The sequence below is a fragment of the Massilia sp. DJPM01 genome (assembly GCF_030348125.1).
Classification (GTDB): domain Bacteria; phylum Pseudomonadota; class Gammaproteobacteria; order Burkholderiales; family Burkholderiaceae_D; genus Telluria_A; species Telluria_A frigida.
In genome coordinates this window covers 83,723-109,982 of the sequence record NZ_JAQOZV010000017.1, presented here as the reverse complement: position 1 = coordinate 109,982, position 26,260 = coordinate 83,723, and the positions used below count along the sequence as shown (strand labels likewise).

At 66.6% G+C, this 26,260-nt stretch carries 19 protein-coding genes and 1 pseudogene; 10 read left to right on the top strand and 10 right to left on the bottom strand.

What is annotated here, in order from left to right; genetic code table 11:
* Positions 1-4 precede the first annotated feature (4 nt).
* From PO883_RS13425 to PO883_RS13400, 6 genes are all read left to right on the top strand, one after another.
* Positions 5-391 carry a GtrA family protein gene (locus tag PO883_RS13425; protein ID WP_289310214.1) on the top strand — a complete coding sequence of 129 codons (387 nt, stop codon included), beginning with the start codon at positions 5-7 and terminating at the stop codon, positions 389-391.
* A gap of 40 nt (positions 392-431) precedes the next feature.
* Positions 432-2,180 (top strand): hypothetical protein, encoded by a 1,749-nt coding sequence (locus PO883_RS13420; RefSeq protein WP_289310213.1) that lies wholly within the window; start codon positions 432-434, stop codon positions 2,178-2,180.
* Positions 2,181-2,323: 143 nt separating this feature from the next.
* On the top strand, positions 2,324-3,748 hold the full coding sequence (locus PO883_RS13415; protein ID WP_289310212.1) for an MBOAT family protein: 1,425 nt from the start codon (positions 2,324-2,326) through the stop codon (positions 3,746-3,748).
* Between the two features lies 1 nt (position 3,749).
* Positions 3,750-4,952 carry a hypothetical protein gene (locus PO883_RS13410; protein WP_289310211.1) on the top strand — a complete coding sequence of 401 codons (1,203 nt, stop codon included), beginning with the start codon at positions 3,750-3,752 and terminating at the stop codon, positions 4,950-4,952.
* 108 nt (positions 4,953-5,060) lie between these two features.
* Positions 5,061-6,446 (top strand): MBOAT family protein, encoded by a 1,386-nt coding sequence (locus tag PO883_RS13405; RefSeq protein WP_289310210.1) that lies wholly within the window; start codon positions 5,061-5,063, stop codon positions 6,444-6,446.
* A 1-nt stretch (position 6,447) separates the two neighbouring features.
* Positions 6,448-7,677 carry a hypothetical protein gene (locus PO883_RS13400; RefSeq protein WP_289310209.1) on the top strand — a complete coding sequence of 410 codons (1,230 nt, stop codon included), beginning with the start codon at positions 6,448-6,450 and terminating at the stop codon, positions 7,675-7,677.
* A gap of 7 nt (positions 7,678-7,684) precedes the next feature.
* Here PO883_RS13400 and PO883_RS13395 read toward each other — a convergent pair whose 3' ends face one another.
* The 4 genes from PO883_RS13395 to PO883_RS13380 are packed head-to-tail and all read right to left on the bottom strand — an operon-like array spanning position 7,685 to position 14,959.
* Positions 7,685-11,440, bottom strand: coding sequence for a glycosyltransferase (locus tag PO883_RS13395; protein ID WP_289310208.1), 3,756 nt, complete (start codon positions 11,438-11,440; stop codon positions 7,685-7,687).
* The gene (locus PO883_RS13390) at positions 11,440-12,942 is read right to left on the bottom strand and encodes a bifunctional 2-polyprenyl-6-hydroxyphenol methylase/3-demethylubiquinol 3-O-methyltransferase UbiG (protein ID WP_289310207.1); all 1,503 of its coding nucleotides are present in this window, start codon (positions 12,940-12,942) and stop codon (positions 11,440-11,442) included. Before PO883_RS13390 ends, PO883_RS13395 begins: the two co-directional genes overlap by 1 nt.
* Positions 12,939-14,159, bottom strand: coding sequence for an ABC transporter ATP-binding protein (locus PO883_RS13385; RefSeq protein WP_289310206.1), 1,221 nt, complete (start codon positions 14,157-14,159; stop codon positions 12,939-12,941). The genes PO883_RS13390 and PO883_RS13385 overlap by 4 nt, the downstream gene beginning before the upstream one ends.
* The gene (locus PO883_RS13380) at positions 14,159-14,959 is read right to left on the bottom strand and encodes an ABC transporter permease (protein ID WP_289310205.1); all 801 of its coding nucleotides are present in this window, start codon (positions 14,957-14,959) and stop codon (positions 14,159-14,161) included. Before PO883_RS13380 ends, PO883_RS13385 begins: the two co-directional genes overlap by 1 nt.
* Positions 14,960-15,311: 352 nt before the next feature.
* Here PO883_RS13380 and PO883_RS13375 point away from each other — a divergent pair, with 352 nt between their 5' ends.
* Complete coding sequence (locus PO883_RS13375) at positions 15,312-16,484, top strand: acyltransferase (RefSeq protein ID WP_289310204.1); 1,173 nt, start codon at positions 15,312-15,314, stop codon at positions 16,482-16,484.
* Here PO883_RS13375 and PO883_RS13370 read toward each other — a convergent pair.
* Together PO883_RS13370 and PO883_RS13365 are read right to left on the bottom strand one after the other, a co-directional pair.
* On the bottom strand, positions 16,435-17,349 hold the full coding sequence (locus PO883_RS13370; protein WP_289310203.1) for a hypothetical protein: 915 nt from the start codon (positions 17,347-17,349) through the stop codon (positions 16,435-16,437). The genes PO883_RS13375 and PO883_RS13370 overlap by 50 nt on opposite strands.
* Before the next feature lie 130 nt (positions 17,350-17,479).
* The gene (locus PO883_RS13365) at positions 17,480-18,859 is read right to left on the bottom strand and encodes an ABC transporter ATP-binding protein (RefSeq protein ID WP_373890064.1); all 1,380 of its coding nucleotides are present in this window, start codon (positions 18,857-18,859) and stop codon (positions 17,480-17,482) included.
* Positions 18,860-19,052: 193 nt separating this feature from the next.
* Between PO883_RS13365 and PO883_RS13360 the strand changes: the two genes are divergently transcribed.
* The gene (locus PO883_RS13360) at positions 19,053-19,322 is read left to right on the top strand and encodes a hypothetical protein (protein WP_289310202.1); all 270 of its coding nucleotides are present in this window, start codon (positions 19,053-19,055) and stop codon (positions 19,320-19,322) included.
* Positions 19,323-19,348: 26 nt separating this feature from the next.
* Positions 19,349-19,933, top strand: a pseudogene (gene cysC, locus PO883_RS13355) (adenylyl-sulfate kinase); the annotation flags it as partial.
* 13 nt (positions 19,934-19,946) lie between these two features.
* Here cysC and PO883_RS13350 read toward each other — a convergent pair.
* The 4 genes from PO883_RS13350 to PO883_RS13335 form a co-directional block, all read right to left on the bottom strand.
* Positions 19,947-20,729 (bottom strand): Crp/Fnr family transcriptional regulator, encoded by a 783-nt coding sequence (locus PO883_RS13350; protein ID WP_289310201.1) that lies wholly within the window; start codon positions 20,727-20,729, stop codon positions 19,947-19,949.
* 13 nt (positions 20,730-20,742) lie between these two features.
* Positions 20,743-21,054 (bottom strand): VanZ family protein, encoded by a 312-nt coding sequence (locus tag PO883_RS13345; protein WP_229423401.1) that lies wholly within the window; start codon positions 21,052-21,054, stop codon positions 20,743-20,745.
* Positions 21,055-21,148: 94 nt separating this feature from the next.
* The gene (locus PO883_RS13340; protein WP_289310200.1) at positions 21,149-22,489 is read right to left on the bottom strand and encodes a tetratricopeptide repeat protein; all 1,341 of its coding nucleotides are present in this window, start codon (positions 22,487-22,489) and stop codon (positions 21,149-21,151) included.
* Complete coding sequence (locus PO883_RS13335; RefSeq protein WP_289310199.1) at positions 22,486-24,303, bottom strand: CHASE2 domain-containing protein; 1,818 nt, start codon at positions 24,301-24,303, stop codon at positions 22,486-22,488. Before PO883_RS13335 ends, PO883_RS13340 begins: the two co-directional genes overlap by 4 nt.
* Positions 24,304-24,606: 303 nt before the next feature.
* Here PO883_RS13335 and PO883_RS13330 point away from each other — a divergent pair, with 303 nt between their 5' ends.
* Positions 24,607-25,968 carry a FecR family protein gene (locus PO883_RS13330; RefSeq protein WP_289310198.1) on the top strand — a complete coding sequence of 454 codons (1,362 nt, stop codon included), beginning with the start codon at positions 24,607-24,609 and terminating at the stop codon, positions 25,966-25,968.
* The last annotated feature ends 292 nt before the right edge of the window (positions 25,969-26,260 follow it).

Below are 26,260 nucleotides of genomic sequence, written 5' to 3'. Positions count from 1 at the left end.
AGCGATGAAGCTCGGTACCCAGGTGCTGCGCTTCGGCGTGGCCGGCGTGGCCGGCCTGCTGGTCGACCTGGCCGTGCTCGAACTGGCGCTGCGCGCCGGCATGAATCCCTATGCCGGCCGCGCCGCCTCCTTCCTGTGCGCGGTGTTCGCCACCTGGCAGATCAACCGCCGCTACACCTTCCATCCGGCCGGCATCTCGCTGTGGACCGAATGGTGGCGCTACCTGCTGGCCATGAGCGGCGGCGGGGCGGTCAATGTCGCCACCTACAGCGTCATCGTCTGGAGCTTCCCGAACGTGCCCCACATCACCTCGTGGGGCGTGTGCGCCGGTTCGCTGGCCGGCATGACGGTCAATTTCGTCGGCGCGCGCTGGTTCGTCTTTCAACGGTAATCCCCCTTAACGGTAATCCCCCTTATATCGCAGGTGTGGCATGAATGCAGTGACTCGAGCAATTTCCCGCCTGGATGCGGGCGTGGTGCGCCTGTGGGATGGGCTCGACCGCGCCTTGGTACTGCGCCTGTCGATGTGGCTCGGGCCGCTGCTGGCCGGGCTGGTGTCGATGTGGCTGGGGCAGGATGCCAACTGGGATTTGCGCAATTATCACTGGTATAACCCGTACGCCTTCCTGAACGGCAAGATCGGCTTCGACCTCAATCCGGGCCAGTTCCAGAGTTATTTCAATCCCACCATCGACTTGCTGTACTACGGCCTGGCCACGCATTTCCCGACCCGCGTGACCGGCTTCGTGATGGGTTTTTTGCACGGCCTCAATTACGTGCTGCTGCTCATGATCACGCGCCAGGTGCTGCGCAGCGGCGAACCGGCCGCGGCCGGCGCGGCGCCCTACCGCCTGCCGCTGATGCTGGCGCTGGCCGGCTGCACCGGCTTTGCCTTCCTCAGCCAGCTCGGCAACACCATGGGCGACAACCTGACCACGCTCACCGTGCTGGGCGCCATCGCGCTGCTGCTGCGCCAGTGGCCGCAGCTGGTGGCGGGCGGCGCGCGCGGCGCCATGGTGGCCGCCTTGGCGGGCCTGATCATCGGCGCCGGCACCGGCTTGAAGCTGACCAATGCCAACTATGCGCTGGCCCTGTGCCTGGCGCTGCTGACCCTGCGCGCCAGCCTGTGGCGGCGGGTCGGCACCGCCTTCGTGTTCGGCCTGGGCACCCTGGCCGGCATCGCCGCCAGCGCCGGCCACTGGTACTGGCTGATGTGGAAGCAGTTCGGCAATCCTCTGTTCCCCCAATTTAACAATATCTTCAAGGGTCCGCTGGCCGCGCCGATCAGCGTGGCCGACATGGGCTGGGTGCCCAAGGGCTTGAGCGAATTCCTGCTGTGGCCGTTCATCTTCACCTTCAATCCGCGCCGCGTGATCGAGTTGCCGATGACCCAGATCCTGTGGCCGATCGTGTACCTCGCTTTCATCGTCTTCATCGCCCGGCGCCTGCGCCGCCTGTGGCTGGCCGCGCCGGCGCCGTCCGCCACCGCAACAGCGGGCGCCGACGCCGCCGGCGCGCGCATGCTGCTGGTGTTCTTCGCGCTCTCGTATGTGATCTGGCTCAAGCTGTTTGGCATTTACCGCTACCTGGTGCCGCTCGAACTGCTCGCGCCGCTGGTGCTGTGGCTGCTGCTGCACCGCCTGTGCGCGCTGCCGACCGCGCGCGTGATCGGCGCCAGCTGCCTGCTGCTGGCCGTCATGGCTGGCTTGCCGCGCGTGAACTGGGGCCACCATTTCAATGGCCCGGCCAGTTTCCAGGTCCAGGTGCCGGCCTTCGCCGATCCATCCCAGAGCATGGTGTTTACCGTGCATGGCGACCCGCCGATGTCGTGGCTGATACCGAATTTCCCGTCGCGCCTGGCATTCGCCGCGCTCGGCTCGGGCTTCCCCGAGTCGCCGCAATTTGGCGCGCGCGTGGCCGAGATGGTCGCCGCCCGCAAGGGTCCGCTGTATGTCATGCTGACCGCCAACGGCCTGGCCCCCGGCCCGCGCCAGGGCGGCGCCGTGCCCGACCCCGACACCATCGCGCGCCAGTTGCGCGTGCATGTAGCCGGCCAGGAAATCCTCAAGCGCTACGGCCTGACCTTCAACGATGCCAGTTGCATCGTCTACGAAGCCGGCTTCGGCGGCAGCAAGAACAGCGATCCCTACCAGCTGTGCGAGGTCGGCAAGCTGCCCTGAACGCCGGCACCGGGCGCGCCTCCTTGCGCCCATTGCAATAATTGACTTATGGCAATTTTCGATTTTTCGCAACAAGGCGATGCTATAATCGCGCGCTTATCCGGCGCCGCCATCGCCGCCGTTTTTATCTGACGAGACATTCTATGGTTTTCAGTTCGGCAATTTTCCTGTTCTATTTCTTCCCGATTTTCTTGCTGTTGTATTACTCGCTGCCATGGAAAAATGCCATCCTGCTGATCGGAAGCCTGGTCTTCTATGCCTGGGGCGAGCCGCGTTTCGTGCCGCTGCTGATGCTCTCGGCCTTCCTCAATTACAGTTTCGGCTACCTGATCGCGCGCGCCGGCGGCCAGCGCAAGGCCTTGCTGGCGACCGGCATCACGCTCAACCTGGCGATGCTTGGCTACTATAAATACCTGGGCTTTTTCGCCGGCATCCTGAATGCGCTGGGTTTGCGCGAAGGGGCGCTGCCGGCCATCGTGCTGCCGCTGGGCATTTCGTTTTTCGTCTTCCAGGGTATTTCCTACCTGATCGACGTGTACCGGCGCGACATCACGGCGCAAAGCAGTTTCCTGCGCTTTGCCATGTACAAGGCCATGTTCCCGCAACTGATTGCCGGCCCGATCGTGCGCTACCGCCAGATCGCCGGCGAAGTCGATCACCGCTCCCTGTCCAACGAGCGCATCTGGATGGGCTTCCGCCTGTTCGTGCTGGGCATGGCGCAAAAGGTCTTGATCGCCAACTACGTGGCCCAGACCGCCGACTTCATCTTCGCCGTCGATCCGTCCAAGCTCGACGCGCCGGGAGCCTGGCTCGGCATCGCCTGCTACTCGATCCAGATCCTGTTCGACTTCGCCGGCTACTCGAACATGGCGATCGGGATCGGCCACATGCTCGGCTTTTCCTATCCGCCCAACTTCAACCGCCCGTATTCGGCCACCTCGATCACCGATTTCTGGCGCCGCTGGCACATCAGCCTGTCGACCTGGTTCCGCGATTACCTCTACATTCCGCTGGGCGGCAACCGCGCTTCGCCCCTGCGCACTTACTTCAACCTGGCGCTGGTATTCTTCCTGTGCGGCCTGTGGCATGGCGCGGCCTGGACCTTCGTGATCTGGGGCTTGTGGCACGGTGCCCTGCTGGTGCTCGAACGCCTGGGCGGCGCCAGGCTGCTGGCGCGCATGCCCGCGTCCCTGGCCCAGGCCTGGACCATGCTGTGCGTGATGATCGGCTGGGTGTTCTTCCGCGTCGACAATGTGCCGTACGCGCTCAAGTACCTGGGCAGCATGTTCGGCGCCTACGATGGCCAGGCCGAGCTGCACTCATGGCGCCATGACATCGGCCACACCGCCACCCTGGCGCTGGTGGTCGGCATCGTGCTGGCCTGCTGGCGCTTGCGGCCGGCGCCCGGCGTCAAGGACGAAGCGAAGGCGGTCCCGGCGATCGTGGCCACGCGCCACGGCGTGCTCGCCAGCGGCACCAGCGCGATGCTGACGGCCCTGCTGGCGCTGCTGTGCATCACCAGCCTGGCGGCCGGCACCTACAATCCCTTCATCTATTTCAGGTTCTGACATGGCTTCGACAGTTTTTGCGCGCATCGGCCGGCACTCGGCCAAGATCTGCATCGTGTTCATGCTGGTGGTGCCGGCGCTGATGTCCATCAAGGCGACCCGCAGGCCCAACGATCCCAACCTCACGCCGCTGCCGGTGCGTCCGCATACGCCGCAGGCGTGGCTGGAAATGCCGCCCAAGGTCACGGCCTGGGTGAGCGACCATTTCGGTTTCCGTACCCACTTCATCGTGGCCGACAACGTGCTGCGTTTCAACCTGTTCCATGAGTTTCCCTCGATCCAGGTGGCTTACGGCCAGAACGGGCGCTATTTCATGGCGGCGCATGCCAAGACGGTCGGGCCGTACCAGGCCATGACGACCGTGTGCGGCAAGGGCAAGGCCAACGCCACCACCATTCCCTACCTGAACAAGCTGTTTACCACCTTCCACGCGGCGGGCATGGATCCGAAACTGCTGGTGGTGGCCTCGGCCCCGGCGGTGTACCCGGAAGACGTGCCGTCCGACCTGGTGGAAGAGTGCACCAGCACCAACACGGCCGCCGCGCGCGTGCTGGCCTCGCCCGAGCTGCTGCCGCAAGCGCGCGCATCGATTTTCTATCCGCTCAAGGAAATGCGCGAGATCAAGACGCGCGCGTCGCTGTTTCCCAACACCTGGTTCCACTGGGCCGGCGATGGCCTCGACGAGGTCGCGCGCATCACCCTGACCCAGTTCTGGAAAACCCCGCTCGACCAGCCGCCCATGCAGCTGCGCCGCTACAAGGGCGGCTCGGACATGTCGCATATGTTCATCGGCATCAAGCTCGAAAGCGATGTGGTCGAGCCCGACCTGGGCGCGTCCGGCATCAAGGCTTGCTTCGGCGGCGAGTGCTTCCCCGAGATGCCGGCCATTGCGCGCATCCTGGGCGACGTCAGCCGCTTCAACAATCCGAAGGCGCCCAAGCGCCGCCTGCTGATCATCTCGGATTCCTTCGGCGAAAAAATGTCGCCGTGGTTTGCGCGCTACTACGGCGAGGTGGAACACTTCTGCACAAACCACACGCACGAGCTGACGCCGGAACAGACGGAAGAAATGAAGAAATATCTGTATCGCAACCCGGCCGATACCGATATCCTGTTCCTGTATCACGATGGCGGCGCCATGTATGACGTGCTGCGCAATGGTACCCAGATGATCTTGCCGCCGCCGCTGGCGGCCAAGCAGTAAGGCAGCGGGCCCGGCGCGGCCGGTTGCCGGTGATGAGCAACAACGTACTGCCGATCGGCGGCGCGCCCTCCCGGGCCGCCGCCGCTGTTTTCTTCTGACGAGACACCCATGGTATTCAGTTCAGCGGTTTTCCTCTTTTATTTTCTCCCCGGCTTTCTGCTGCTGTATTACCTCCTCCCCTGGAAGAACACCACCCTGCTGATCGGCAGCCTGCTGTTCTATGCCTGGGGCGAGCCGCGCTTCGTGCCGCTGCTGCTGCTGTCGGCCTTCCTCAATTACAGCGTCGGCTACCTGATCGCGCGCGCCGGCCCGCGCCGCAAGGCGCTGCTGGTGACGGGGGTGGTGCTCAACCTGGCGATGCTGGGGTATTACAAATACCTGGGCTTTTTCGCCGGCATCCTCAATGGCCTGGGCCTGCGCGAAGGGGCGCTGCCGGCCATCGTGCTGCCGCTCGGGATTTCCTTCTTCACCTTCCAGGGCATCTCTTACCTGATCGATGTGTACCGGCGCGATATCACGGCGCAAAGCAGCTTCCTGCGCTTTGCCATGTACAAGGCCATGTTCCCGCAACTGATCGCCGGCCCGATCGTGCGCTACAGCCAGATCGCAGGCGAAGTCGATCACCGTTCGCTGTCCAACGCGCGCATCTGGATGGGTTTGCGCCTGTTCGTGCTCGGCCTGGCCCAGAAGGTCTTGATCGCCAATAACGTGGCACTGGCGGCCGACCGCATTTTCGCGGTCGATCCGTCGCGGCTCGACGCCGCCAGCGCCTGGATGGGCGTGGCCTGCTATTCGATCCAGATCCTGTTCGATTTCGCCGGCTACTCGAGCATGGCGATCGGGATCGGCCACATGCTCGGCTTTACCTATCCGCCCAACTTCAACCGCCCGTATTCGGCCACCTCGATCACCGACTTCTGGCGCCGCTGGCACATCAGCCTGTCGAGCTGGTTCCGCGACTACCTGTACATTCCCCTGGGCGGCAACCGCGCTTCGCCCCTGCGCACTTACTTCAACCTGGCGCTGGTATTCTTCCTGTGCGGCCTGTGGCATGGCGCGGCCTGGACCTTCGTGATCTGGGGCTTGTGGCACGGCGCGCTGCTGGTGCTCGAACGCCTGGGTGGCGCGAAGCTGCTGGCGCGCCTGCCCGCATCCCTGGCCCAGGCCTGGACCCTGCTGTGCGTGATGATCGGCTGGGTGTTTTTCCGCGCCGAAAACGTGCCGTACGCGCTCAAGTACCTGGGCAGCATGGCCGGCATCCACGGCGACCCGGCGCTGCTGCATCCCTGGCGCCTGGATGTGCAAGCCAGTTCGCTGACGGCGCTGGTGGTGGGCATCGTGCTCGCCTGCTGGCGCATGCGCGCGCCGGCCGTGCGCATGCCGGCCGTGCTGGTGCACGGCGGCCACCTGGCCTGGACCACGGCCCTGTCGCTGCTGTGCATCGCCAGCCTCGCGGCCGGCACCTACAACCCCTTTATCTATTTCCGCTTCTGACATGAGCAAGACTATTCTCAGGGCGCTGGGCCGGCGCGCCATGCAGCTGGCCGTGGTGGCCGTGCTGGCGGTGCCCGGCGTGGTCTCGGTGATCGACGCCCGCACCAAGCCGAACGACCCGAACCTGGCGCAACTGCCGCCGCGCCCGGCCTCCTTGCACGCGCTGGGCGAAGCGCCGCCCAAGGTCACGGCCTGGATCAACGACCATTTCGGCTACCGCAGCGAGCTGGTCAAGATGAACAACCGCCTGCGCTTCAAGGTGTTCCGCGAATTCCCGTCGGTGCAGGTGACGAGCGGGCGCCACGGGCGCTACTTCCTCACCGCCCACAGCACCACCGACCGGCCGTTCCAGGCGGTGCTCAGCACCTGCAGCGGCGTGCTGCCCGACCCCGCCATCGTGCCCTACATTAACCGCATGTTCGATACCTACCGCGCGGCCGGGCTGGCGCCCAGGCTCTTGCTGGTGCCGTCGGCGCCGGTGGTGCATCCGGAAGACTTGCCGCGCTGGCTGGCGCCGCGCTGCATGGGCACCGATACCGGTGTCGCCGCCATGCTCGCCTCGCGCGCGCTGGCGCCGGCTTCCAGCGCGGCGATGCTGTATCCGCTGGCGCAGATGCGCGAGATCAAACAGGGCGCGACCCTGTTCCCCAAGACCTGGTTCCACTGGACCGGGGAGGGGCTGGACCAGGTGGTGCGCCTGAGCCTGGCCACGTTCTGGCATCGTCCGCTCGACCAGGCGCCGCCGCTGCAAACCAAGAAGTACATGCACCATTCGGACGTGTCGCACCTGTTCGACGGGGTCAGCCTGGAGAGCGAGATCGTCGAGCCGGACCTGGCGGCATCGCAGGTGACGGGCTGCTTCGGCGAGACCTGTTTTCCGGAGGTGGAGGCGGGCAAGGTGCTGCGCGACGTCAGCCGCTTCGGCAATCCGAAGGCGCAGGCGCGCCGCCTGCTGATCATTTCCGATTCCTTCGGCTCGAAGGTCTCGCCATGGTATGCGCGCTACTACCGCGAAGTGGAGCACTTCGCGACCAATAATATCGACCTGCTCTCGCCGGCGCAGCTGACCGCGCTGCGCACGTATATGTACCGCAATCCGGACCAGACCGATATTCTGCTGCTCTACCACGACGGCAACGCCGTCTACACCGACATGCTGCGCTACGTTACCGAGCGCATGCTGCCGGTGGCGCCGGGCGCGCCGCCGCTGGCGGTCAAAGCGCTGCCCTGACCCGGCCTCAGGCGGCCGGCCAGCGCGCTTCCTCGCGCCGTCCGGCCAGCACGTCGAGCAGCTGGGTGGCGTTTTCGCGCCAGGTAATCCACGGCATGCCGGCGGATGCCGGGGCCGTGCCCGCGCCGTGCTGTTCCAGCCACTCGCGCAGCGCCGCCGCCAGGTCGGCCGCTTCCATCCCGCTGAAGTACGCCGCGTGCTCGCGCGCCACTTCGCGGAACACCGGAATGTCGCGCGCCAGTACCGGCAGGCCGTAGCGCGCCGCCTCGATCAGCGGCAGGCCGAAGCCTTCGCCTTCGCTCGGCACCAGCAGGCAGGAGCTGGTCTGGTACAGCTCGAGCAGTTCGGCGTCGCCGATCCCCTTGAGCCATTCCAGGCGCTGCCCCAGTTGCGGATGGCCGCGCAGGCGTTCGACGATGCGCGGAATGGTGCGCCGCGCGCCATCGGGCAGCGGGGTCCAGCCCTCGGCGCCGACGATCACCAGTTTCACGTCCACGCCCTCGCGCCACAGCTGCTCGAAGGCGTCGAGCGCTTGCAGGTGGCCCTTGCGCGGCTCGATGGTGCCGACCATCAGGAAGGTGGCGCTGGCGCCCTTGGCCGCCACGCGCGCGGCGGGGACGGCTTGCGGGCCGCCGATATCGGCGCCGTGGTGCAGTACCGCCAGCTTGACCTGGCCGTGGATCTCGGGCCGGGTGTGCTCCAGCCAGGCTTGCAGTTCATTGCGCACGGCGTCCGAAATGCACACCAGGCGGTCGGCCTGGCCGGCGATGCAGGCCAGCCAGGCGGCGTGGCCATGCTGCGCGCCTTCGGGGAAGAATTCGGGACGCAGCACCGGCAGCAGGTCGTGGATCAGGAAATTGACTTCGACCCCGCGCGCGCGCCAGTGCGCGTACACGCCCTTGCGCGCGGCGGCCATGATGGCGCCCGGCGCGTAGTCGGCGCTGTAGAAGCGGTCGCCGGCCTGCACTTCGACCGGCTGGTCGGGCGGCAGCGGGCAATCGATGCCGAACAGGCGCCGCGCATAGTCGCGCGCGTAGCGGTATTCGCAGCGCCCATCCTGGTCGGCCAGGTACACCGGCTCGATGCGCAGGCCCGGTTCGACCCGCGCCAGCAGTTCGATCAGCTGCATGCGCACTACCCGTTCGATCCCGGTCTTGAGATCGTGGCGCGCGATCGAGGTGACGTCGACCAGCAGCTGGCGCGGCGCCAGCGCTTCCGGCATGACGGCCAGGCACTGGGCGCTGCGGCGCACCAGCGCGTCGTCGGCATGCAGCGCAGGCTGCGCGGCCAGCGCCGCCAGCAGGGCGCCGCGTGCGCCGGCTGCCGGCGCGTAGGTCTGTTCCAGCGCTTCGGCATACAGGCGCGCGCTGTGGGCGGGGCTGTGCAGGGTATGCAGCAGGGTGCGCGCGCGCTCGCCCAGCGCGCTGCGGCGGGCCGGATCGGCATGCAAGCCTTCCAGCGCTTCGCGCAGCTGCGCCATGCTGAACTGGTCGGGCAAGCCCCACACCGCATCCGGCGCCAGTTCGGCCATCGAACCGTTGGCGTTGACGATGGTCGCCAGAGCGTAGTTCAGGCAGTCGAGCACCGCGGCCGAGGTTTCGCCGCGCGACTGGCAGCGCAGCTGCACGCCGACGTCGGCCGCCTGCAGGTATTGGTGGTACACCGCTTCGTCGGTCCAGCCGGCGATGCGCATGCGCTTGCCGCCGGCGCCAGCCAGGGTGGCGTTGATCGCCACGCCATAGTCGCCGCCATCGTTGGCGCCGACCAGCACCAGTTCGCAGCGTGGATTGGCGTGCAGGGTGGAGCTGATCCAGGCGTCGAGCAATTCCTGGCTATGCTTGGTATGCGCCACGAAGCCGAAGCTGCACACCAAAAAGACATCGTCGGCGATGCCCAGCGCGCGCCGGGCGGCAGCGCGGTCCTGTGCCTGCGGCAGGGCGCGCGGCAGCGGCACCACGCTCCAGTCGCCCGCGGCCAGCGCTCCGTACCACTGGCGCGCCAGCTCGCGCGCATGCTGCGAATGCACCACCACGCGGCGCGCCTGGCGCAGCACGGCCAGGTTGCACGGATACAGGTTGCGGGCGTCGAGCGCGCGCGCCGGGTCCAGCCCGGCCAGCAGCGCGGCCATGCCATGGCCTTCGTAGAGGGCATCGGTCCAGCCGTTGGGAATCGCGCCGGCCATCTGTTCGTAGGCCAGCACGCTGCTGATGAAAAAATCGTGCAGCACCACCACGCCCGGATGGCGCGCCAGCAGCCCGAACATATGGCTGTGGAAGGGGCTGTTGCCGAACTGGTACAGGATGCGGTCGAACTGGCCGGCGTTCTGGTCGAACCAGGCGGCGCTGCGGCGGGGCAGGGCGGCCAGGGACGGCGGCAGCACCACCTTGTCCTGCTGGACGATCAATTCGATGTCGTAGTGTTCCATCATGGCCGGCAGCACCTGCGCCGCGTAGTCGGCGATGCCGGTGCGCTCGGGCGGCAGCGGCGAGACGAACGCCAGGCGCAGACGTTTGGCCGGCAGGGCCGCCACCGGCGCGGGCACGTTGCCGAACCGCGCTTCCAGCGCGCGCAGGGCCTTGGTGGCGCTCGCGTCCCACGAAAAGCGCGCGGCCTGGGCGCGCCCGTGCACGCGCAGGCGTTCCTGCATGGCCGGGTCTTGCAGCACCTGGGTGATTTTTTCGGCGATCGATTGCGGCCGGTCGGCGTCGAACAGCGCTTCCGCGCAGCCCACCACTTCGGGGATGCTGGTGTTGTTGGCGCCGATGACCAGCGCGCCGCAAGCCATCGCTTCGAGCGCCGGCAGGCCGAAGCCTTCGTGGCGCGAGGGGAAGATGAACAGGGCGGCAGCCTGGTACAGGCGAATCAGGTCGGCGTCGCTGACGTAGCCGGTCAGGATCAGCTGGTCCTTCTCCAAGCCGCGCTTGGCCGCGTGGGCCACCAGGTCGGCGCGTTCGCGCTCGCCCATCTTGCTGGCGATGAGCAGCTGGTGGGCGTCGCGCAGCGCCGGCGGCAGCAGGCAGTAGGCGGTGATCAGGCCATCGATGTTCTTGCGCGCGTCGAAGCCGCCCGGCGCGTACATCAGCATCTGGCGCGTGATGCCGAAGCGCGCCCTCAGTTCGGCCAGTTGTTCGGGCGTGCTGTCGGACGGGCGGAAGCTGTCGTCGACCGCGGTGGAGATGGCGGTGACCGACTCGGGCGCCAGGCCAAGCGCGTCGATCGCTTCCTGGCGCGAGTAGTCCGAGATCGACAGCAGCAGGCCGGCGCTGCGCAGCGAAGCGATCTTGCGGTCGTAGTAGGTGCGCTGGGTCTGGCTGCCGAGGTAGGCGGCCGGATTGAGGAAGGGGATCAGGTCGTACAGCACCACCGCCGTGCGCGCGGCGCCGTCGAAGGCGCCGACCGAGACCACGGCGTCGTCGACGAAGCCCTCGAACAGGCTGGTGACCAGCACCGCGTCCGGGCGCAGCTGGGCGATGAAATACTCGCGCATCAGTTCCGCGGCGCGGCAGCGCGCGCTGTTGCCTTCCTCGATTTCGGCGACCGGGCCGACGATGTCGAACACCCGGATGCGTTCGGCCGGCACCAGGCCGGCGAAGGCGCGCCGCAGTTCGGCGATGGCGCCGCCCAGCGCGCCGTTCAGGACCAGCCAGACTTCATGCTCGCCGGCGTTGCGCGCCACGCCCAGCGCCAGGGCCAGGGAATAACGGCCGATGCCGCGAAAACGGCTCTCCGACTGGGCGCCCTGCAGGTCGATCACAATCCGCATCACTTGTTCCTTGCTTCCATGGCTTGTTTGAGTTCGTGGTACATGCGCTGCTCGCGCGGCGACAGGTCGGCCGCGCTGGCGCTCGGGGTGGGCGCGGCGGCGGCCGGCGGCGGCGGCGGAGCATTGCCGCGCCGCAGGACGCCGTACAGGCGCGCGTGCAGGCCGGGGAAGCGCCGCAGCACCGTCAGCGCCACCCGCTTGATGCGCGGACGGCGCAGCATGGCGCGCATGAAGGTCAGGAGCGGCCCGCTCAGGCGCCGTTTCACGCCGCTCGCAAGGCGTCCCTCGCGCGCCGCGCTGCGCAGGCGGTAAGTGGTGCCGGCCAGTGCGCGCAGCGGCGCCGTCACGCGCCAGGAGCTGCTCGCCAGCAGGGCCGCCACGTGGGCGTCGGCTTGCTGGGCGCGCGCTTCGGCCACGCCGGTGCGATGTCCGAGGGCGTCGAGCTGGCCCTGGAGCTGGCCCTGGATGTGCCCGATCTGGGCCTGGAACTGGGTCTGGGCTTGCAGCGCCAGCTGGACCTGCTGCACCATCTGGCCTTGCAGCTCGGCCAGGCGGTCGGCATGCGGGCCGACCCGCTGCAGGATCGGTTCGGCCATCTCCAGCCGCAGGCGGTGCTGCTCGACGCCGGCCGCCACCCGCGCCACGCCCTGGTGCGCTTCGCCGAGCGAGACCAGGCCGTCCTGCAGCGCGTGCTCGACGCGCTGTATCGTATGTTCGGCGCGCGCGATGCCGGCGTGCAGTTCGTTGCGGCGCTGGTTATCCTGCTCTTCGAAGCGCAGCGCCAGGTCGGACAGGCCGATGCCGAACTTGGCGGCGAAGGGCGCGGCAAACGCGGCCAGCGCCTCGGGCGGAGCATCCTTCTGGCCGAGCACCGCGTAATCGGGGCTGACGCCATCGAGCACGTTGATCAGGCCAATCGGGGCGTCGGTGTGCAGCTGCGCCGCTTCTTGCAGGCGCAGCACCTTGTGGCGCGGGAAGCCGGCAAAGCCGGTCACGAATTCGAGCAGCGGCGCCGGGATGGGCTTCAGGTGCGAGGGATCCATGTAGAAGCTGGAGGCGCCCACCACCAGGTTTTCCGGATTCGGCGTTTCCATGATCAAGAGGCCGCCCGGCAGCAGCACGCGCAGCGCTTCGGCGATCAAGAGCTGGACCTGGTCGAACGGAATGTGCTCGACCAGGTGGAAGGCCGACACCATGGCCACGCTGGCGTCGCCACAGGCGCGCAGGGCCGACAGGGCATCGGTCAGTTCGGCGTGCAGGCCGCGTTCGCGGCAGGCCGCCAGCATGCCCTGGTCGAGGTCGACGCCGCGCGGCGCGAAGCCATGCTCGGTCAGCAGTTCGAGCCATTCGCCGCGTCCGCAGCCCAGGTCGAGCACCGCGCCGCCCGGATACAGCGCGGCCAGCGGCGCGAAGAAGGGCTGGTAGGCCATCAGGCGCGCCTTGATCAGGGGCCGCGCGCCGCGGTAGCGGTCTTCAAAGGCGCGGTAAAAATTGTCGCTCATCGCAGGATCTCCACTTGCGGTTCGAGCCAGCTGGTGCCGACGAATTGTTTGCGGTTCATGTTCATGACAATGAAGAGGAAGGCCAGGTCGCGCCATTCGTAGTTGTCGCCCAAATGGGTTTCGGTGCTGGTCAGCGCGGTGGTGAGCGAGTAGCTGCCTTCGCCCAGGTTGAGCGGAAAGCGGAAGCGGAAGTCGATTTCTTCGCCGGCGGCCACGTCGTGCAGCGCCATGTCCATGTGGTGGGTATTGGTGCCGTACATCTGCTGGCCGAGGCGGTCCTTGATCATGTAGCCGAGTACCAGGCGCTCAAGCGGCGCATGCACGCGCACGCGGATGCGCAAGGTGACGGCGGCGCCCACGTTGGCCGTTTCGAGCGCGCGTCCGGCCTCGTCTTCGAGGGTGATCGCGCTCACCGTCGCTTCGCCGCTGCCGGAACTGGTGCGGGTGCGCCCGGCCTCGGTGACCACCTGCTCGACGCCGGCGCCGTCGCGCGAGGCGATCAGCGCGTTGTAGTAATCCATGACCTGTTCCGGACTGCCCTGGGAAGCCAGGCGCCCGCCGTCGAGCAGCAGCGCGCGTTCGCAGATCGACTGGATCGCGGCGCGGTCGTGGCTGACGATGAGCAAGGTGGTGCCCAGTTTCTGGAACTGGCGGATGCGCTCGAAGCTCTTGTGCTGGAAGTAGGCGTCGCCCACCGACAGCGCTTCGTCGACGATCAGCACGTCGGGGCGCTTGACGGTGGCCACGCTGAAGGCCAGGCGCATCTGCATGCCGGACGAGTAGACCCGCACCGGCTGGTCGATGTAGTCGCCGATGTCGGCGAACGCTTCGATCTGCGGCATCAGCTCGCCGATTTCATCGACCGTCAGGCCAATCAGCTGGCCGGCCATGAAGGCGTTCTGGCGCCCGCTGAAGTCGGGATGGAAGCCCATGCCCAGTTCCAGCAGCGCGGCCACGCGGCCGGTGATGCGCACGCTGCCGGTGGTCGGCTGGGCGGTGCCGGTGATCAGCTTGAGCAGGGTGCTCTTGCCGGCGCCGTTGATGCCGATGATGCCGACCGCTTCGCCGGGCGCGAGCTGGAAGCTGACATCCTGGATCACCCACTTGAGGCGGTGGCGCGCGCCAAGGAAGGGCAGCACCCATTCCCACAGGCGCCCCCAGCGGTTGTCATACTGCTTGTAGGCCTTGCCCAGGTTGCTGACAACGATACTGCCCATCAGAGTTCATCCACCATTTCACCGGCGCGCTTGCGGAACAGCAGTAAACCCATGACGCAGCACAGCACGGTGAGCACCGCGATCGGCAGCAGGCTGGCCCAGTCGGGCATCTGGCCCTTGACCAGGATGGTCTGGTAGGCGCCGATCACGCCGGCCATCGGGTTAAACACGAGCAGCTCGCGCACCGCCGGCGGCAGCGCGCTGACCGGGTAGACGATGGGCGTAAACCAGAACCAGAATTGCAGCAGGATGGTGAAGAACTGGCCGACGTCGCGGAAGAAGACGTTGAGCACGCCGAGCACCATGCCCAGCCCGATCGAGAACAGGATCTGCAGCAGCAGCACCGGATACAGCGCGAAGTAAATCCAGCCGGGGAAGGTGCCCGAGATGACCATGAAGGCGGTGAACAGGCCGAAGATGATGGCGAAGTTGATGCCTGCATTGAGCACCACGATGATCGGCAGGCAGATGCGGGGGAATTGCAGCTTCTTGATCAGGTTGGCGTTTTCCAGGAACACGGTCTGGCCGCGCGTGGTGATTTCGGCAAACAGGCCCCAGGTCAGCGCGCCCGCGCACAGGTAGATGCTGTAGGCGAAGGTCGAATCGACCCCTTGCAGGCGGCTGCCCATCACTTCCGAAAAAATGACGGTGTAGACGATCACCATCGCCAGCGGATTGAGGACGGTCCAGACGGCGCCGAACAGGGAATTGCGGTACTTGGACTGGAATTCGCGCTTGACGCTGCCGAGCACGAAGCCGCGGTAGCGCCATACGCCGCTGAACATCGACAGCGAGATCATGCGCGCGCGGCGCGGACGAACGGCGCGCAGGTGCGGGTGGGCGTGGCTCGCGCACTGGCGGCTAACAGCAGGGTCAGGGGTTGGATCGTGTCGATTTTCATATGGGAAATGTAGGGTCGCGGAGGGGCCACCGGTTCAGCTGCCCGCGGCCGCCACGGCTTGCGCGGGCGCCAGCCGGACTGCCGCGGGATCCCTGTCGCCGCTGTTACCGTGGCGTCAAAAGGCTCGGGATTATACCATGCGGCCCTGCGTCAATCGATGGGAAAGGCATGCGCAGCGGCAGCCGGGACGATCTGGCAGTAGGCGAACTCAGCAGTTATAATATTGCATTTTCCAAACGTCACTTCCCCAAATGCAAAATTCCCACGTCCAGCGTGCCGACCCCGGCGCCGCCAGCGGCAAGCTGGCCGGCATCGACCTGTTGCGCTTCGCCAGCGCGCTGGCGGTGCTGCTGTGGCATTACCAGCATTTTTCCTTCGTGGCCAACCAGGCGCGCGATTTCCATACCGAAGCCCAGCCGCTGTTCGGCCTGCTTTCCCTGTTCTACCGCTATGGCTTGTACGGAGTGCAAGTATTCTGGTGCATTTCGGGATTCATCTTTTTCTGGAAATACGGGCAGGCGCTGGCCGACAAGACGGTCGACGGCGGGCGCTTTTTCCTGCTGCGCTTTTCGCGCCTGTATCCGCTGCACCTGATTTCCCTGCTGCTGGTGGCGGCTGGGCAAGTGCTGCATGCGAGCACTCACTCCTGGTATTTCGTCTACCGCGATAACAGCCTGTCGAGCTTCTTCTTGCAGCTGGGCATGGCGAGCCACTGGTTCTTTCCGTTGACGGGCTTTTCCTTCAATGCGCCGATCTGGAGCGTGTCGCTGGAAGTGATCGCTTACCTGTTTTTCTTCGGCTTCAGCCACCTGGCCGGCGTGGGCGCGCGTGCCACCGTGGGCGCGCTGGCGGTGCTGGCACTGGCGCGCTATTCCAGCGATCTGCCGCTGATCGAATGCCTGCTGTTTTTTTATCTGGGCGGGGTGCTGGCGCTGCTCGACCGGCACAGCGCCGCCTGGAGCGCCGTGGCGCGCCATGGCCTGGGCGCGCTGCTTGCCGTGGCGCTGGTGGGGCTGGCGGGGGGCACGGCGGCGGCCGCCATCAAGCCCGAGCACGCGCTGTTCGGCATCGTGCCGGCCCTGGTGTACCTGATGCTGCAGTACGTGCGCCCGGCCCACGTTGGTGCGCAAACGCTGTTCTCACGGCTGGGCAATCTGACCTATGCCAGCTACCTGCTGCATTTTCCGCTGCAACTGGCCATTGCGCTGGTGTGCGGGGCGCTCGGGTGCGCTATCCCGTGGCGCTCGCCATGGCTGCTGCTCGGCTTCCTGGGGGCCACCTTCGCGCTGTCCCATGTGTGCTACCACCGCGTCGAGCTCCCGCTGCAGGCGTGGATCCGGGCCTGGCCGGGCTTGGGCGGCGCTGTCGGCAGCATCAGGCGCGGCAGGTTTCCATCAGTGCGAACACCTGTTCCGGGCGCGTGACGCGCTTGTGGGCGCGCGTGATGCTGGCCCATAGCGAGGGCGCGGCGGCGCCGTGGCCGAGCGCGAAGCCGGTCGGCAGGCGGCACAGGTCGAGGATCAGGCCTTCGCCGGCCATGTCGATCTCGTGCCGCAGCGTCCAGTCGCGCTCGAACACCATCAGCTTGCCGGAGGTGAAGTCGCGCGACTTGCGTTCGGTAAGGGCGGAAATGCCGACGCAGCGGGTGCTGGCATCGAACGCCACGCCGCGCGGAAAACCGCCGGTATCGAGCACGAAGCCGGAATCGCTCAGCAGGCGGCTTTCGGCCGAGGAACAGGAAAACAGTTCGCCATTTTCGCGCCAGATATTGTGGCCGCAATTGCCCATGGCCACGGTCTGCACCAGTTCGCGGCTTGCCAGCGAAAAGCCGAACAGCTCGCTCGGGCCGCGGTTGTGCCCCAGGATCCAGACCAGGCCCTGGTCGAACATGAAGGAATTGAAGTGGTTGACGTCGCCGCCATCCTGGGCGCCGAACGGATACCAGCGTTCCCACGACTGGCCATCCCAGATGGCGATCATATTGTCGTAGGAACTGGTGAGCCACAGCTTGCCGTCGTGCCAGGCGATCTCGTGCAGGTCGCGCAGGGGGAAGGGCGCTTGCAGGCGCTCGCACAGCGCGAGCGAGCGGTCGAACACGAGCACGTCGCCGCGCTCTTCGGACGGCGGCACGTCGGACGATACCAGCCGGTTGCGGGCGGCGACGAACAGATGCTTGTCGTTATGGGCGATGCCGTAGTACAGCCCGTGACCGCGGTCGAGCACATGCGCGTGGCCGCTGGTGGTATTGAGCAATAAGAACGATTGCGATGTGGTAATTAGTAAATTCATGAGGCAAGGAACCGTGTTGACAGGATGCGCCTGTCGCAATGTTGCACGCACGGCGCCTGATGCCGCCAGGCGGCATTTGAATCGGCGATTATAACGTGAAGGCGGAAGAGGCCGACAACACGCGAGGATTTCACACCGGATCGGCCATGCGCTGCAGCTCCAGGACCGGGTCCAGATTGACCACCCCGCTCCAGATAATCGCGTCCAGGTTGCGCAGTACGCTGAAGGCGCTGGCGTCCTGCACGCGCGCCAGGGTCTGGCGGAAATCGCCGTCGCCGGCGCCGCCCTCGGCCACCCCGGCGGTGATGGTGTATTCGCCGGGCGCGAGCGCCGCCTTGAAGGAAAATTCGGCGGCCACGGCTTCGCCGGCGGCCACCGCGCCGATCGGGCGGCGCATGCAGTAGGTATTGGTCATGAACACGGCTTCGCCGCGCGCATTGCGGATCTGAAAGCCGATGTGCGGGTCGGCGAACGCGGCGCTGAACAGCACCTCGACCCGCACCGTGGCGACGCGGTCGCTGATGACGGTGGCCACCGGACGCTCGTCGGCATACAGGCCGATGGCGCGGATCAGGGCGCCGCCGCGCTCGAAGGAGCCGATGGCGGCGGCCGGCAGCGGGGCAGGGGCCGGGGCTGCCGTCTCGGCATGCACGGTGGGTGGCGTTTCAGCGGCGCTTGCGGCCGGCACGGCGGCGGTCAGGGCGGCGGGCGGCGGGGCGGGCGGCTTGCCGTCGCGCTGGTTGAGCACGTGGGCGTTGTACAGGTCGATCACTTCGCGCGGGCTGCTGTCGAGCGCGACCTGGCCTTCGCTGATCAGGATCGCGCGGTTGCACAGCGAATACACGGCGCCCATGGCGTGCGAGACGAACAGCAAGGTGCTGCCGGCGTGGCAATACTCGCGGATGCGCTCGAAGCACTTTTGCTGGAAGAACACGTCGCCCACGGCCAGCGCTTCATCGATGATCAGGATGCCGGGCCGCACGGCGGTGGCCACGGCGAACGCCAGGCGCACCTGCATGCCGCTCGAATAGACGCGTACCGGCTGGTCGATGTAGTCGCCGATGTCGGCGAAGGCTTCGATCTCGGGCATCAGCAGCTCGATCTCCTCGACGCTCATGCCGATCAGCTGGCCGGCCATCAGGGCGTTCTGGCGCCCGGTGAAATCGGGATGGAAACCCATGCCCAGTTCCAGCAGGGCGGCCACGCGGCCGCTCAGGTGCACCGCGCCGGTGGTCGGCTGGGCGGTGCCGGTGATCATCTTGAGCAGGGTGCTTTTGCCGGCGCCGTTGACGCCGATGATGCCGACCGCCTCGCCCTGGGCGATGCTGAAATTAATGTCGCGCAATACCCACTTGAGGCGGTGGCGCTGGCCGAGGAAGGGCAGCGCCCATTCGAGCAGGCGCGACCAGCGGGTTGGATATTGCTTGTATGCTTTGCCGAGCTGGCTGACCTGGATGCTGCCCATCAGCGCATGCTCCGTGGGCGCGAAATTGCTATCGTCATAGAACATTCATTGGTTAAGGCCGGCGCGCCGGGGTGGGCGATTATACAGCAGGCATGCGCGCGGCCGCGTCGCGCGGGCCGGCACGGCAGGCGTCAGGATTGCCGCTCGCGGCATGAACTGCTATGATAACGGCCAAGAAAAAATAACAAATAAACAAGCAGCGGCGCCTGGCAAGGGCAGCGGAACTTTTAGGAAAACGATGGAACGGTCCTGGGTGTATATCCGCTTTAATACGCGTAACGACAACGACAATCCGCTGCCGTGGCGCGTGCTGACCGAGCGCGGCCGGGTCGATGGCGTGCTTGAACTCGACCAGCAGTTCGCCGCCGAGGTGCGCTTCACCGCCACTGCCGTGACGTCGTGCGATGAAGTGGAAGCCGGCGTGCTCAAGTGGCACCTCAAGGCCCATGGCTACCTGGCCTGGGATGGCGACGTGTGCACCGTATGCGACCAGCCGGCGGCGTCATGAGCGCGCCTGTCCATCCTGACCTGACCTGGCAGCAGCATCCGGTCGACCGCGCGCGCCGGGCCGCCAGCAAGCAGCAAAATCCCTGTCTGTTGTGGTTTACGGGCCTGTCCGGCGCGGGCAAGAGCACGGTGGCCGGCATGGTCGAGCGCAGCCTGGCATCGCGCGGCGCGCATACCTATCTGCTCGATGGCGACAATCTGCGGCACGGCCTGTGCCGCGACCTGGGCTTCGGCGCGGCCGACCGGGTCGAGAATATCCGCCGCGCCGGCGAAGTGGCGCGCCTGATGACGGACGCCGGATTGATTGTGCTCAGTGCCTTTATTTCGCCGTTCCGCTCGGACCGCGAGCTGGTGCGCAGCCTGATGCCGGCCGGCGAATTCATCGAGATTTTTGTCGATGCGCCCCTGGACGAGTGCGAACGGCGCGATCCGAAGGGCCTGTACGTCAAGGCGCGCGCCGGGCAGTTGCCCAATTTTACGGGACTCGATTCGCCCTACGAGGCGCCGCAGCAGCCGGAAGTGCGGCTCGATACGCTGCGCGACGATGCCGAGACCTGCACCGCGCAGGTGATGGCGTATCTGGAGCGCAGCGGCTTGATCGCGCCGGCTTAGGCGCCGGCGCGCATCAGGTCTGCGCCAGCTTCTGCAAGGCCGCCGGGTCGAGAATGATCAGGCGGTGCGTGCCCTTTTCGATGATCCCCTGCTGCACCAGCGTCAGCAAGGTACGCGTGACGGTTTCGCGGCTGGTATTGATCATGTTCGCGATATCCTGGTGGGTCGGCAGGTTTTCCACCACTTCCACATCGCCATCCTTCTTTTCCTTGAGCAGTTCCAGGAAGGTGTAAATCCGCTTGGCCGTGTTGTGAATGCTGAGCAGCGCGCGGAACTGCGAATCGCGCTGCACTTTTTCCGCCAGAAAACGCAGCATGTGATTGGCCACCGAGGGCGAGTGCGAAAACAGGTGCAGCGCCGTGTTGCGCGGCAGCAGGGCGACCATCACCGGACTGAGCGCCACCACCGAGGCCGAACGGGTCGAACCGTTAATCACGGCAATTTCGCCGAAGAAGTCGCCCGGCGCGAGCATGCGCAAGCCGATCGCGCGCCCGTCTTCGGTCACGTCGATCACTTGCAGCTGGCCCGACAGCAGGAACAGCAGGCTGTCGCCGCTGGCGCCTTTTTGCAGCACCACATCGCGCTTGGCATAGGTGCGGATGCGCAAGTCCGTCATCACCTGGCGCATTTCATCTTCGCTCAGGTTGGCCAGCAGGGGAATCTTGCGCAGATGAATCTGGAAACTGATCTTGTTCTGCGAATCCTTGGGCACCGGCATCACAGAACCGGCGTCGGCCGCGCTGACCTGGGCGCCATGCTTGGGCGCGGACACGATATTGTTGTTGTCTGTACTCATGCAAATACTTCCGTCATTGATAGGCGTGCAGCAGGGGGGCGCACAGCGCCACCGTGGCAATGCCGGCGGCATTGGCCGCCATGTCGCGCCAGCAAAATTTTCGCCCCGGCACCAGTTCTTGCAGGATTTCGATCAGCAGGCCGGCCAGCAACAGGCCCAGCAAGCTCGCTTGCAGGATCCAGCCTCCGGGCACCATGCGGGCCAGCAAGAGGGCGAGCACGCCGAAGGCGAGAAAATGCAGCAGTTTGTCGTTCGGTAAAGGCGGCAGCCATTCGTTCGGTACCAGGCAGCCTGCCACGATAGCAACCGTGCCCAGTAAAAACAAGATCAATTCCCAAGTCATAAAGTCCACATCAACAGTCGGACCGCCGGCAGCGATTGCACCCGCGGTTCCGCCAGCAGCGTGCTGGACTGTTATCTTACCAGTTGTCGGTGCGCCAGCTGAATTGGACCGCACGGCTGTCGTACTGGAACAGGGGAATGTTCTCGCGGTTCCAGGTGCGCCGCAGTTCCAGTTGCAGGGCACTGTGGGTGCCGACCGGCACTTGCAGGCTGGCGCGCAGCTGGGTGGTGTTCTGGCGCCGGGTGGTATCGATCAGGCCCGGCGAATAGGCCCGCTCGCTGCGCCACGACTGGCGGCTGATGCCCAGTTCGCCGATGGCCTTGTCGTTCAGCGCGCCGAACAGGTTGACCGAGCCGTACCAGGCGCTGCGGTCGCCGCCCGGACGGCTGGCCCGGCCCTGGTCGGCCAGCGCGCCGGCCGCCAGCACCACCGTGGCGCGCTTGGCGCTCCAGGCCACGGTGCTGCCCAGGTCGAGCGTGTGCGAATCGTAATAGCGGCGGGTCGGATACTCGGCCCCGCTGTAGCCGGCCGTCAGCGCCCAGCTGGTCGCTTCGCCCAGCGCCACCGGCGGCACGGCGCGCAGCAGCAGCTGGCCCTGGCGCTGGTACAGGTCGCCGCCCAGGCGCACCAGGCCGAAAGCGGCCGTCGCGCGCCCAGTCCAGGCGCCGGCATTCCATGGCTTTTCCAGCGCCAGCAAGCCCGAGGTGCTGTCCTGGCTGTCGACCTGGCTGTGGCGCAGCGCGCGCAACTGGGCAATGAGCAGCATGCCGCGGCTGCCGAGCGGCTGGTTGAAGTCGCCCGAGAGCAGGTTGAAATGGTCGCCCTTGGGCAGCGAATCGGGGCCGAGCTCCACCTGGGACAGCTGGTTGCCGCTGCCGACGGTGACGAAGCGGTTGCTGGAACCCTGGTTGACGTTGCTGTCGTAGCCGCGTCCGAGCTTGAACGACATGGCGCGCCGCGCCACCTGCGCTCCCTTGCAGCCGGACTTGCGGTAGTGGGCGATCAGTTCGCGGATCGCGGGCGGCGGATCGAAACGCGTCTCGATCTGCTCGAACATGCGTTCGGCTTCCGACTCGTTGCCCAGCGAGCAATGGCTGATGGCCAGGTCGAGCCAGGCGCCCGCGTGCTGGGAATTTTTCTCCAGCAAGCGTTCGAGCTTGCCGGTGGCTTCGTCGGGCCGCCCTTCGGACAGGGCGCGCAGGGCGTCGAGGTAGAGTTTTTCTTCCTGGGCGGCAATGTCGTCGGCGCGCGCGTCGGGCGGCGCCGGGGCCGCTTCGGCAGCCGCGGCGGTGTCCGGGACGGCGGCGGCCGCGACGACATTCTCAGCGGGTGCGCTTGGTCCGTCGTCCTGCTGGGCGTGGGCGGCGGCGCACAGGGTGGCGCCGGCCAGCAGCAGGGTCCATGGAGCGCGCCTCATGCGGCCGCCTCCAGCGTGTAGAGCTGCATCGGGTGCTCCTTGCCGCGCAGGGTGTGCTGCCCCAGGCTGATGAAACGGTGACGCCTGGCGTAGGCCACGGTGCCTTCGCCGATGATGACGTCGTAAGGGAAGTCGCGCGCCGCCTGTTCCAGGCGCGAGGCGGTGTTGACGCTGTCGCCGACTGCCGTATAGATGCTGCGGAAGGCGGTGCCGTAGTCGCCCACCATGGCCGGACCGCTTTCAATGCCGATGCGCACGCGCAGCGGCTGGCCGCCGGCACGTACCCGGGCCCGGCTCAGCATGGTCACTTCGCGCAGGATGTGGGCGGCGGCGTCGAGCGCCAGGTCGGCGTGCTCGTCGTTGGGAATCGGCGCGCCCCAGAAGGCCACCAGGCCGTCGCCCGTGTATTTGTCGAGCGTGCCGCGCTGTTCCAGCACCGGACGGGTCAGGCAGTCGAGGAAATCGGTGGTCAGGCGCGCCGCTTCTTCGACCGGCAGCGATTCGACCTGGGTGGTGTAGCCCTGCATGTCGGCGATCAGGGTGGTCACTTGCAGGCTGCGCGGGGCCAGCGGGTCTTTCAGGCCGCTGCGCAGCAATTCGTCGACCACTTCGCCGGCCACGTAGCGGCGCATGGTATCGAGCAGGCGGCGCGAGCCGGACTGCGCCAGCTGCCAGTGGAAGGGCACGCCCACGGCCAGCAGGAACAGGATCGCCAGCAGCGGGCCGCTGACGGAAAAATGGGCGTCGTGGGCGCTCAGGCCGTAGGCCAGGGCCAGCCAGGCCAGCGCGGCGGCGCCCAGCATCAGCACATTGAAGGCGGCCGACAGGCGCGCGAAGGTCAGGCTGGCCAGGGCCGCCACGGCGGCGGCAAACAGCACCGCCAGCAGGCGTCCGGGCCAGGGCGCCGGGGCCAGGCCGCTGTCGCGGTCGAGCAGGGTGGTCAGCATCGCGGCGTGCACCAGCAGGCCGGCGCTGTTGCGCCCCAGGGGCGAGGCGACCCGGTCGCCGATGCTCAGCGAGGACGAGCCGATCAGTACCAGGCGGCCGGCCACCAGCGACGGGTCCACGCGTCCGTCCAGCACGTCGCCGGCCTTGGCCACCAGGTAGGCGTCGAGCGAGCGGGTGAACGGCACGCGCACGAAGCCATCTTCGCGCGCGCCCTGGGCCACCTTGGGCGGCTCGCCGCAGCAGTCGAGCAGGGCGCGCGCCAGGGTCGGGTAGCGCCGCCCTTCGAACCAGGTGTACATGGGCACGCGCCGCAGCACGCCGTCGGGGTCCGGCAGGACGCCGATATTGCCCACGTGCGGGGCGGCGGCCAGGCCGGCGTGGTTGGCCATGTAGCCGTAGGCCGCAGCCGCGCCAGCGGCGGTATCGGCCTTGCTGCCGCCGGCGGGCTGGCCGAAGCGCAGGGGCTGGGGACGCTGTTCGTAATCGAAGACCTGGGCCAGCACCACCGGACCCTGCTGCGCCAGCACGGCCAGGCGGGCGTCGCCGCCGGGGTCGCCCGGCTCGCCCTGGATGATGTCCAGCGCCACCCCGCGCGCACCGTCGCCCAGCAAGGTTTCGACCAGTTCGGCCAGGCGCTCGCGCGACCATGGCCAGGGATGGGCGGCCAGGCTGGTTTCATCGATGTCGACCACCAGGATGCGCGTCTCGAGGGTGTCGACCGCCTGCGCCACCACGAAGCGGTCGCGCAGCCACTCGTCGGCGGCGTCCAGCGCGGACGGGCCGCGCGGCAGTTGCGCCCACGCGGCCAGCAGCAAGGCGGCGAGCGGGATGGTCAGGTGCAGAAAAGAGGCGGAAGGGAGGCGCAAGTTGACCCGTACTGTGGAAAGTGTCCCCGCCATCTGATGCTTAAACAGAAACGTTGCCGAGGTAAAAGACCTGCAAGTATAGCGCCTGTTGCGCGCCAAGGCCATCGGGAGTGTGTCCGCATGTTCCGCGGCGCATACATTATGAAGAGCAAGCGCTGCCAGGCTTGTCGCAGGAACGTCGCAGAATTGTATCGGGATGCAAAAATGTGACGTACAACACGTTTTCGCTGCCGGGATGAGAGCATAATCTCAATTAGTAAGGGAGAATTTATGTTTAGTCAATCAATTATCAGAGCGGGATTCATGTCTGTCGCGTTTGCCGCATCGTGCGCCGCGCTGCCGCACGCCGTCGCCGGCGAAGCGGGCCGCATCGTGTTCGTGACCGGCGAAGTGCAGGTGGCCAGCCGCGCCGCCGTGCTCGACAGCGCGGTGCAGGAAGGCGACGAGCTCACCACCGGCGCCCAGGGCTATGTCTATATGAAGACGGTCGACGGCGGCTTCCTGATCCTGCGTCCGAACAGCAAGGCGCGCATCATCGCCTACAAGGTCGATGTGGCCAATCCGGCCAACACGCGCGTCAAGCTCGAGCTGCTCAGCGGCGTGGCGCGCAGCATCTCCGGCCAGGGCGTCAAATTGTCGCGCCAGAACTACCGCTTCAATACGCCGGTGGCCGCCATCGGCGTGCGCGGCACCGACTTCATCGTCTCCACCGACCAGCAGACCTCGCGCATTGCGGTGGTCTCGGGCGGGGTGGTGGTGAGCGGCTTTGCCGGCGCTTGCCGCCCGGAAGGCGGGGGACCGTGCGAAGGCGCGGCCAGCCGCGAACTGTTCGCCGGCCAGCCGGGCATGCTGCTGCAGGTCGAGCGCGGGCAAAATATTCCCAAACTGCTCAACAGCCCGGCCAGCAATCCGGACAAGGTCGTCCCGCCGCGTTCGGACGAACCCGTAGGTCACGCCGCCACCACTGTGCCGGCCACGCCGGGCACCGCGGTCAACCTCGACGCGCAGAAAGACAGCAGCAAGCAGATCGCCAAGGCGGCGGTGGCCAACAATGCGAACAACAATAACAACAACAATGGCAATAACAACAATGGCAATAATGGCAACAGCGGCGTGCTGCCCGAGCCGATCGTGGTGGTGCCGGTGCCCGTGCCGGAAGTGCCGAAAGGCCCCGAAGTCATCTGGGGGCGCTGGGAACGCATCGCCAATACGCCACCCGATCCGGCCGTCATTGAACGCTTGAGCAATCCCGACTACGACCAGGGCTATGTGCTCGGTGCGTATGCGGTGCGCAGGCAGCTGGTCAACAAGCTGGTGCTGCCGACCGAAGGCACGGCATCGTTCGCCCTGGTGAGCGGCGAGGCGACCCTGCAGCGCGCCACCGGCGACGCACTCGGGGCCACCATTGGCGACGCCAGCCTCAAGGTCGATTTCGGCAAGAAGACCTTCACCACCAGCATGATGGTCTACAGTCCGGAAACACAGATGAAAGTGACCGGCGTGGGTGACGTGTTCCCCAAGGGCGACCTGTACAACCAGGCGGTCTCGAATTCGCTGATCCGCGGTTACCTCAGTGGCGACAAGGGCACGGCGGCGACCTTCATCTTCAAGTCGCGCAACGACCCGAACCTGACCGCCGAAGGCATCACGGTGTGGGCGCGCTGACGGCCCTGCGGGGCGGGACTGTTGCCGCGCCCGTATTATCAGGATCGCCCGTTTATTAACTGCGCGATTATCAGTTCCAAGGCCGCCGATAAGGCGGCCTTTTCTTATGGGGTTTATGTCGCAGCAAAGGCTTATGGAAACGTGGGACCCGAGATAATCATTTCCAAATTACAAGGGTAGTAATTGAATACGCTTTGGGGCGGGGCCGCCGAATGCAAGGGGGCCGCGCTGTGCGGGCAGGGCTGCGGGGCATGGGGCGCCTGTGGGCGGTAAAAAAACACCTATGGATATT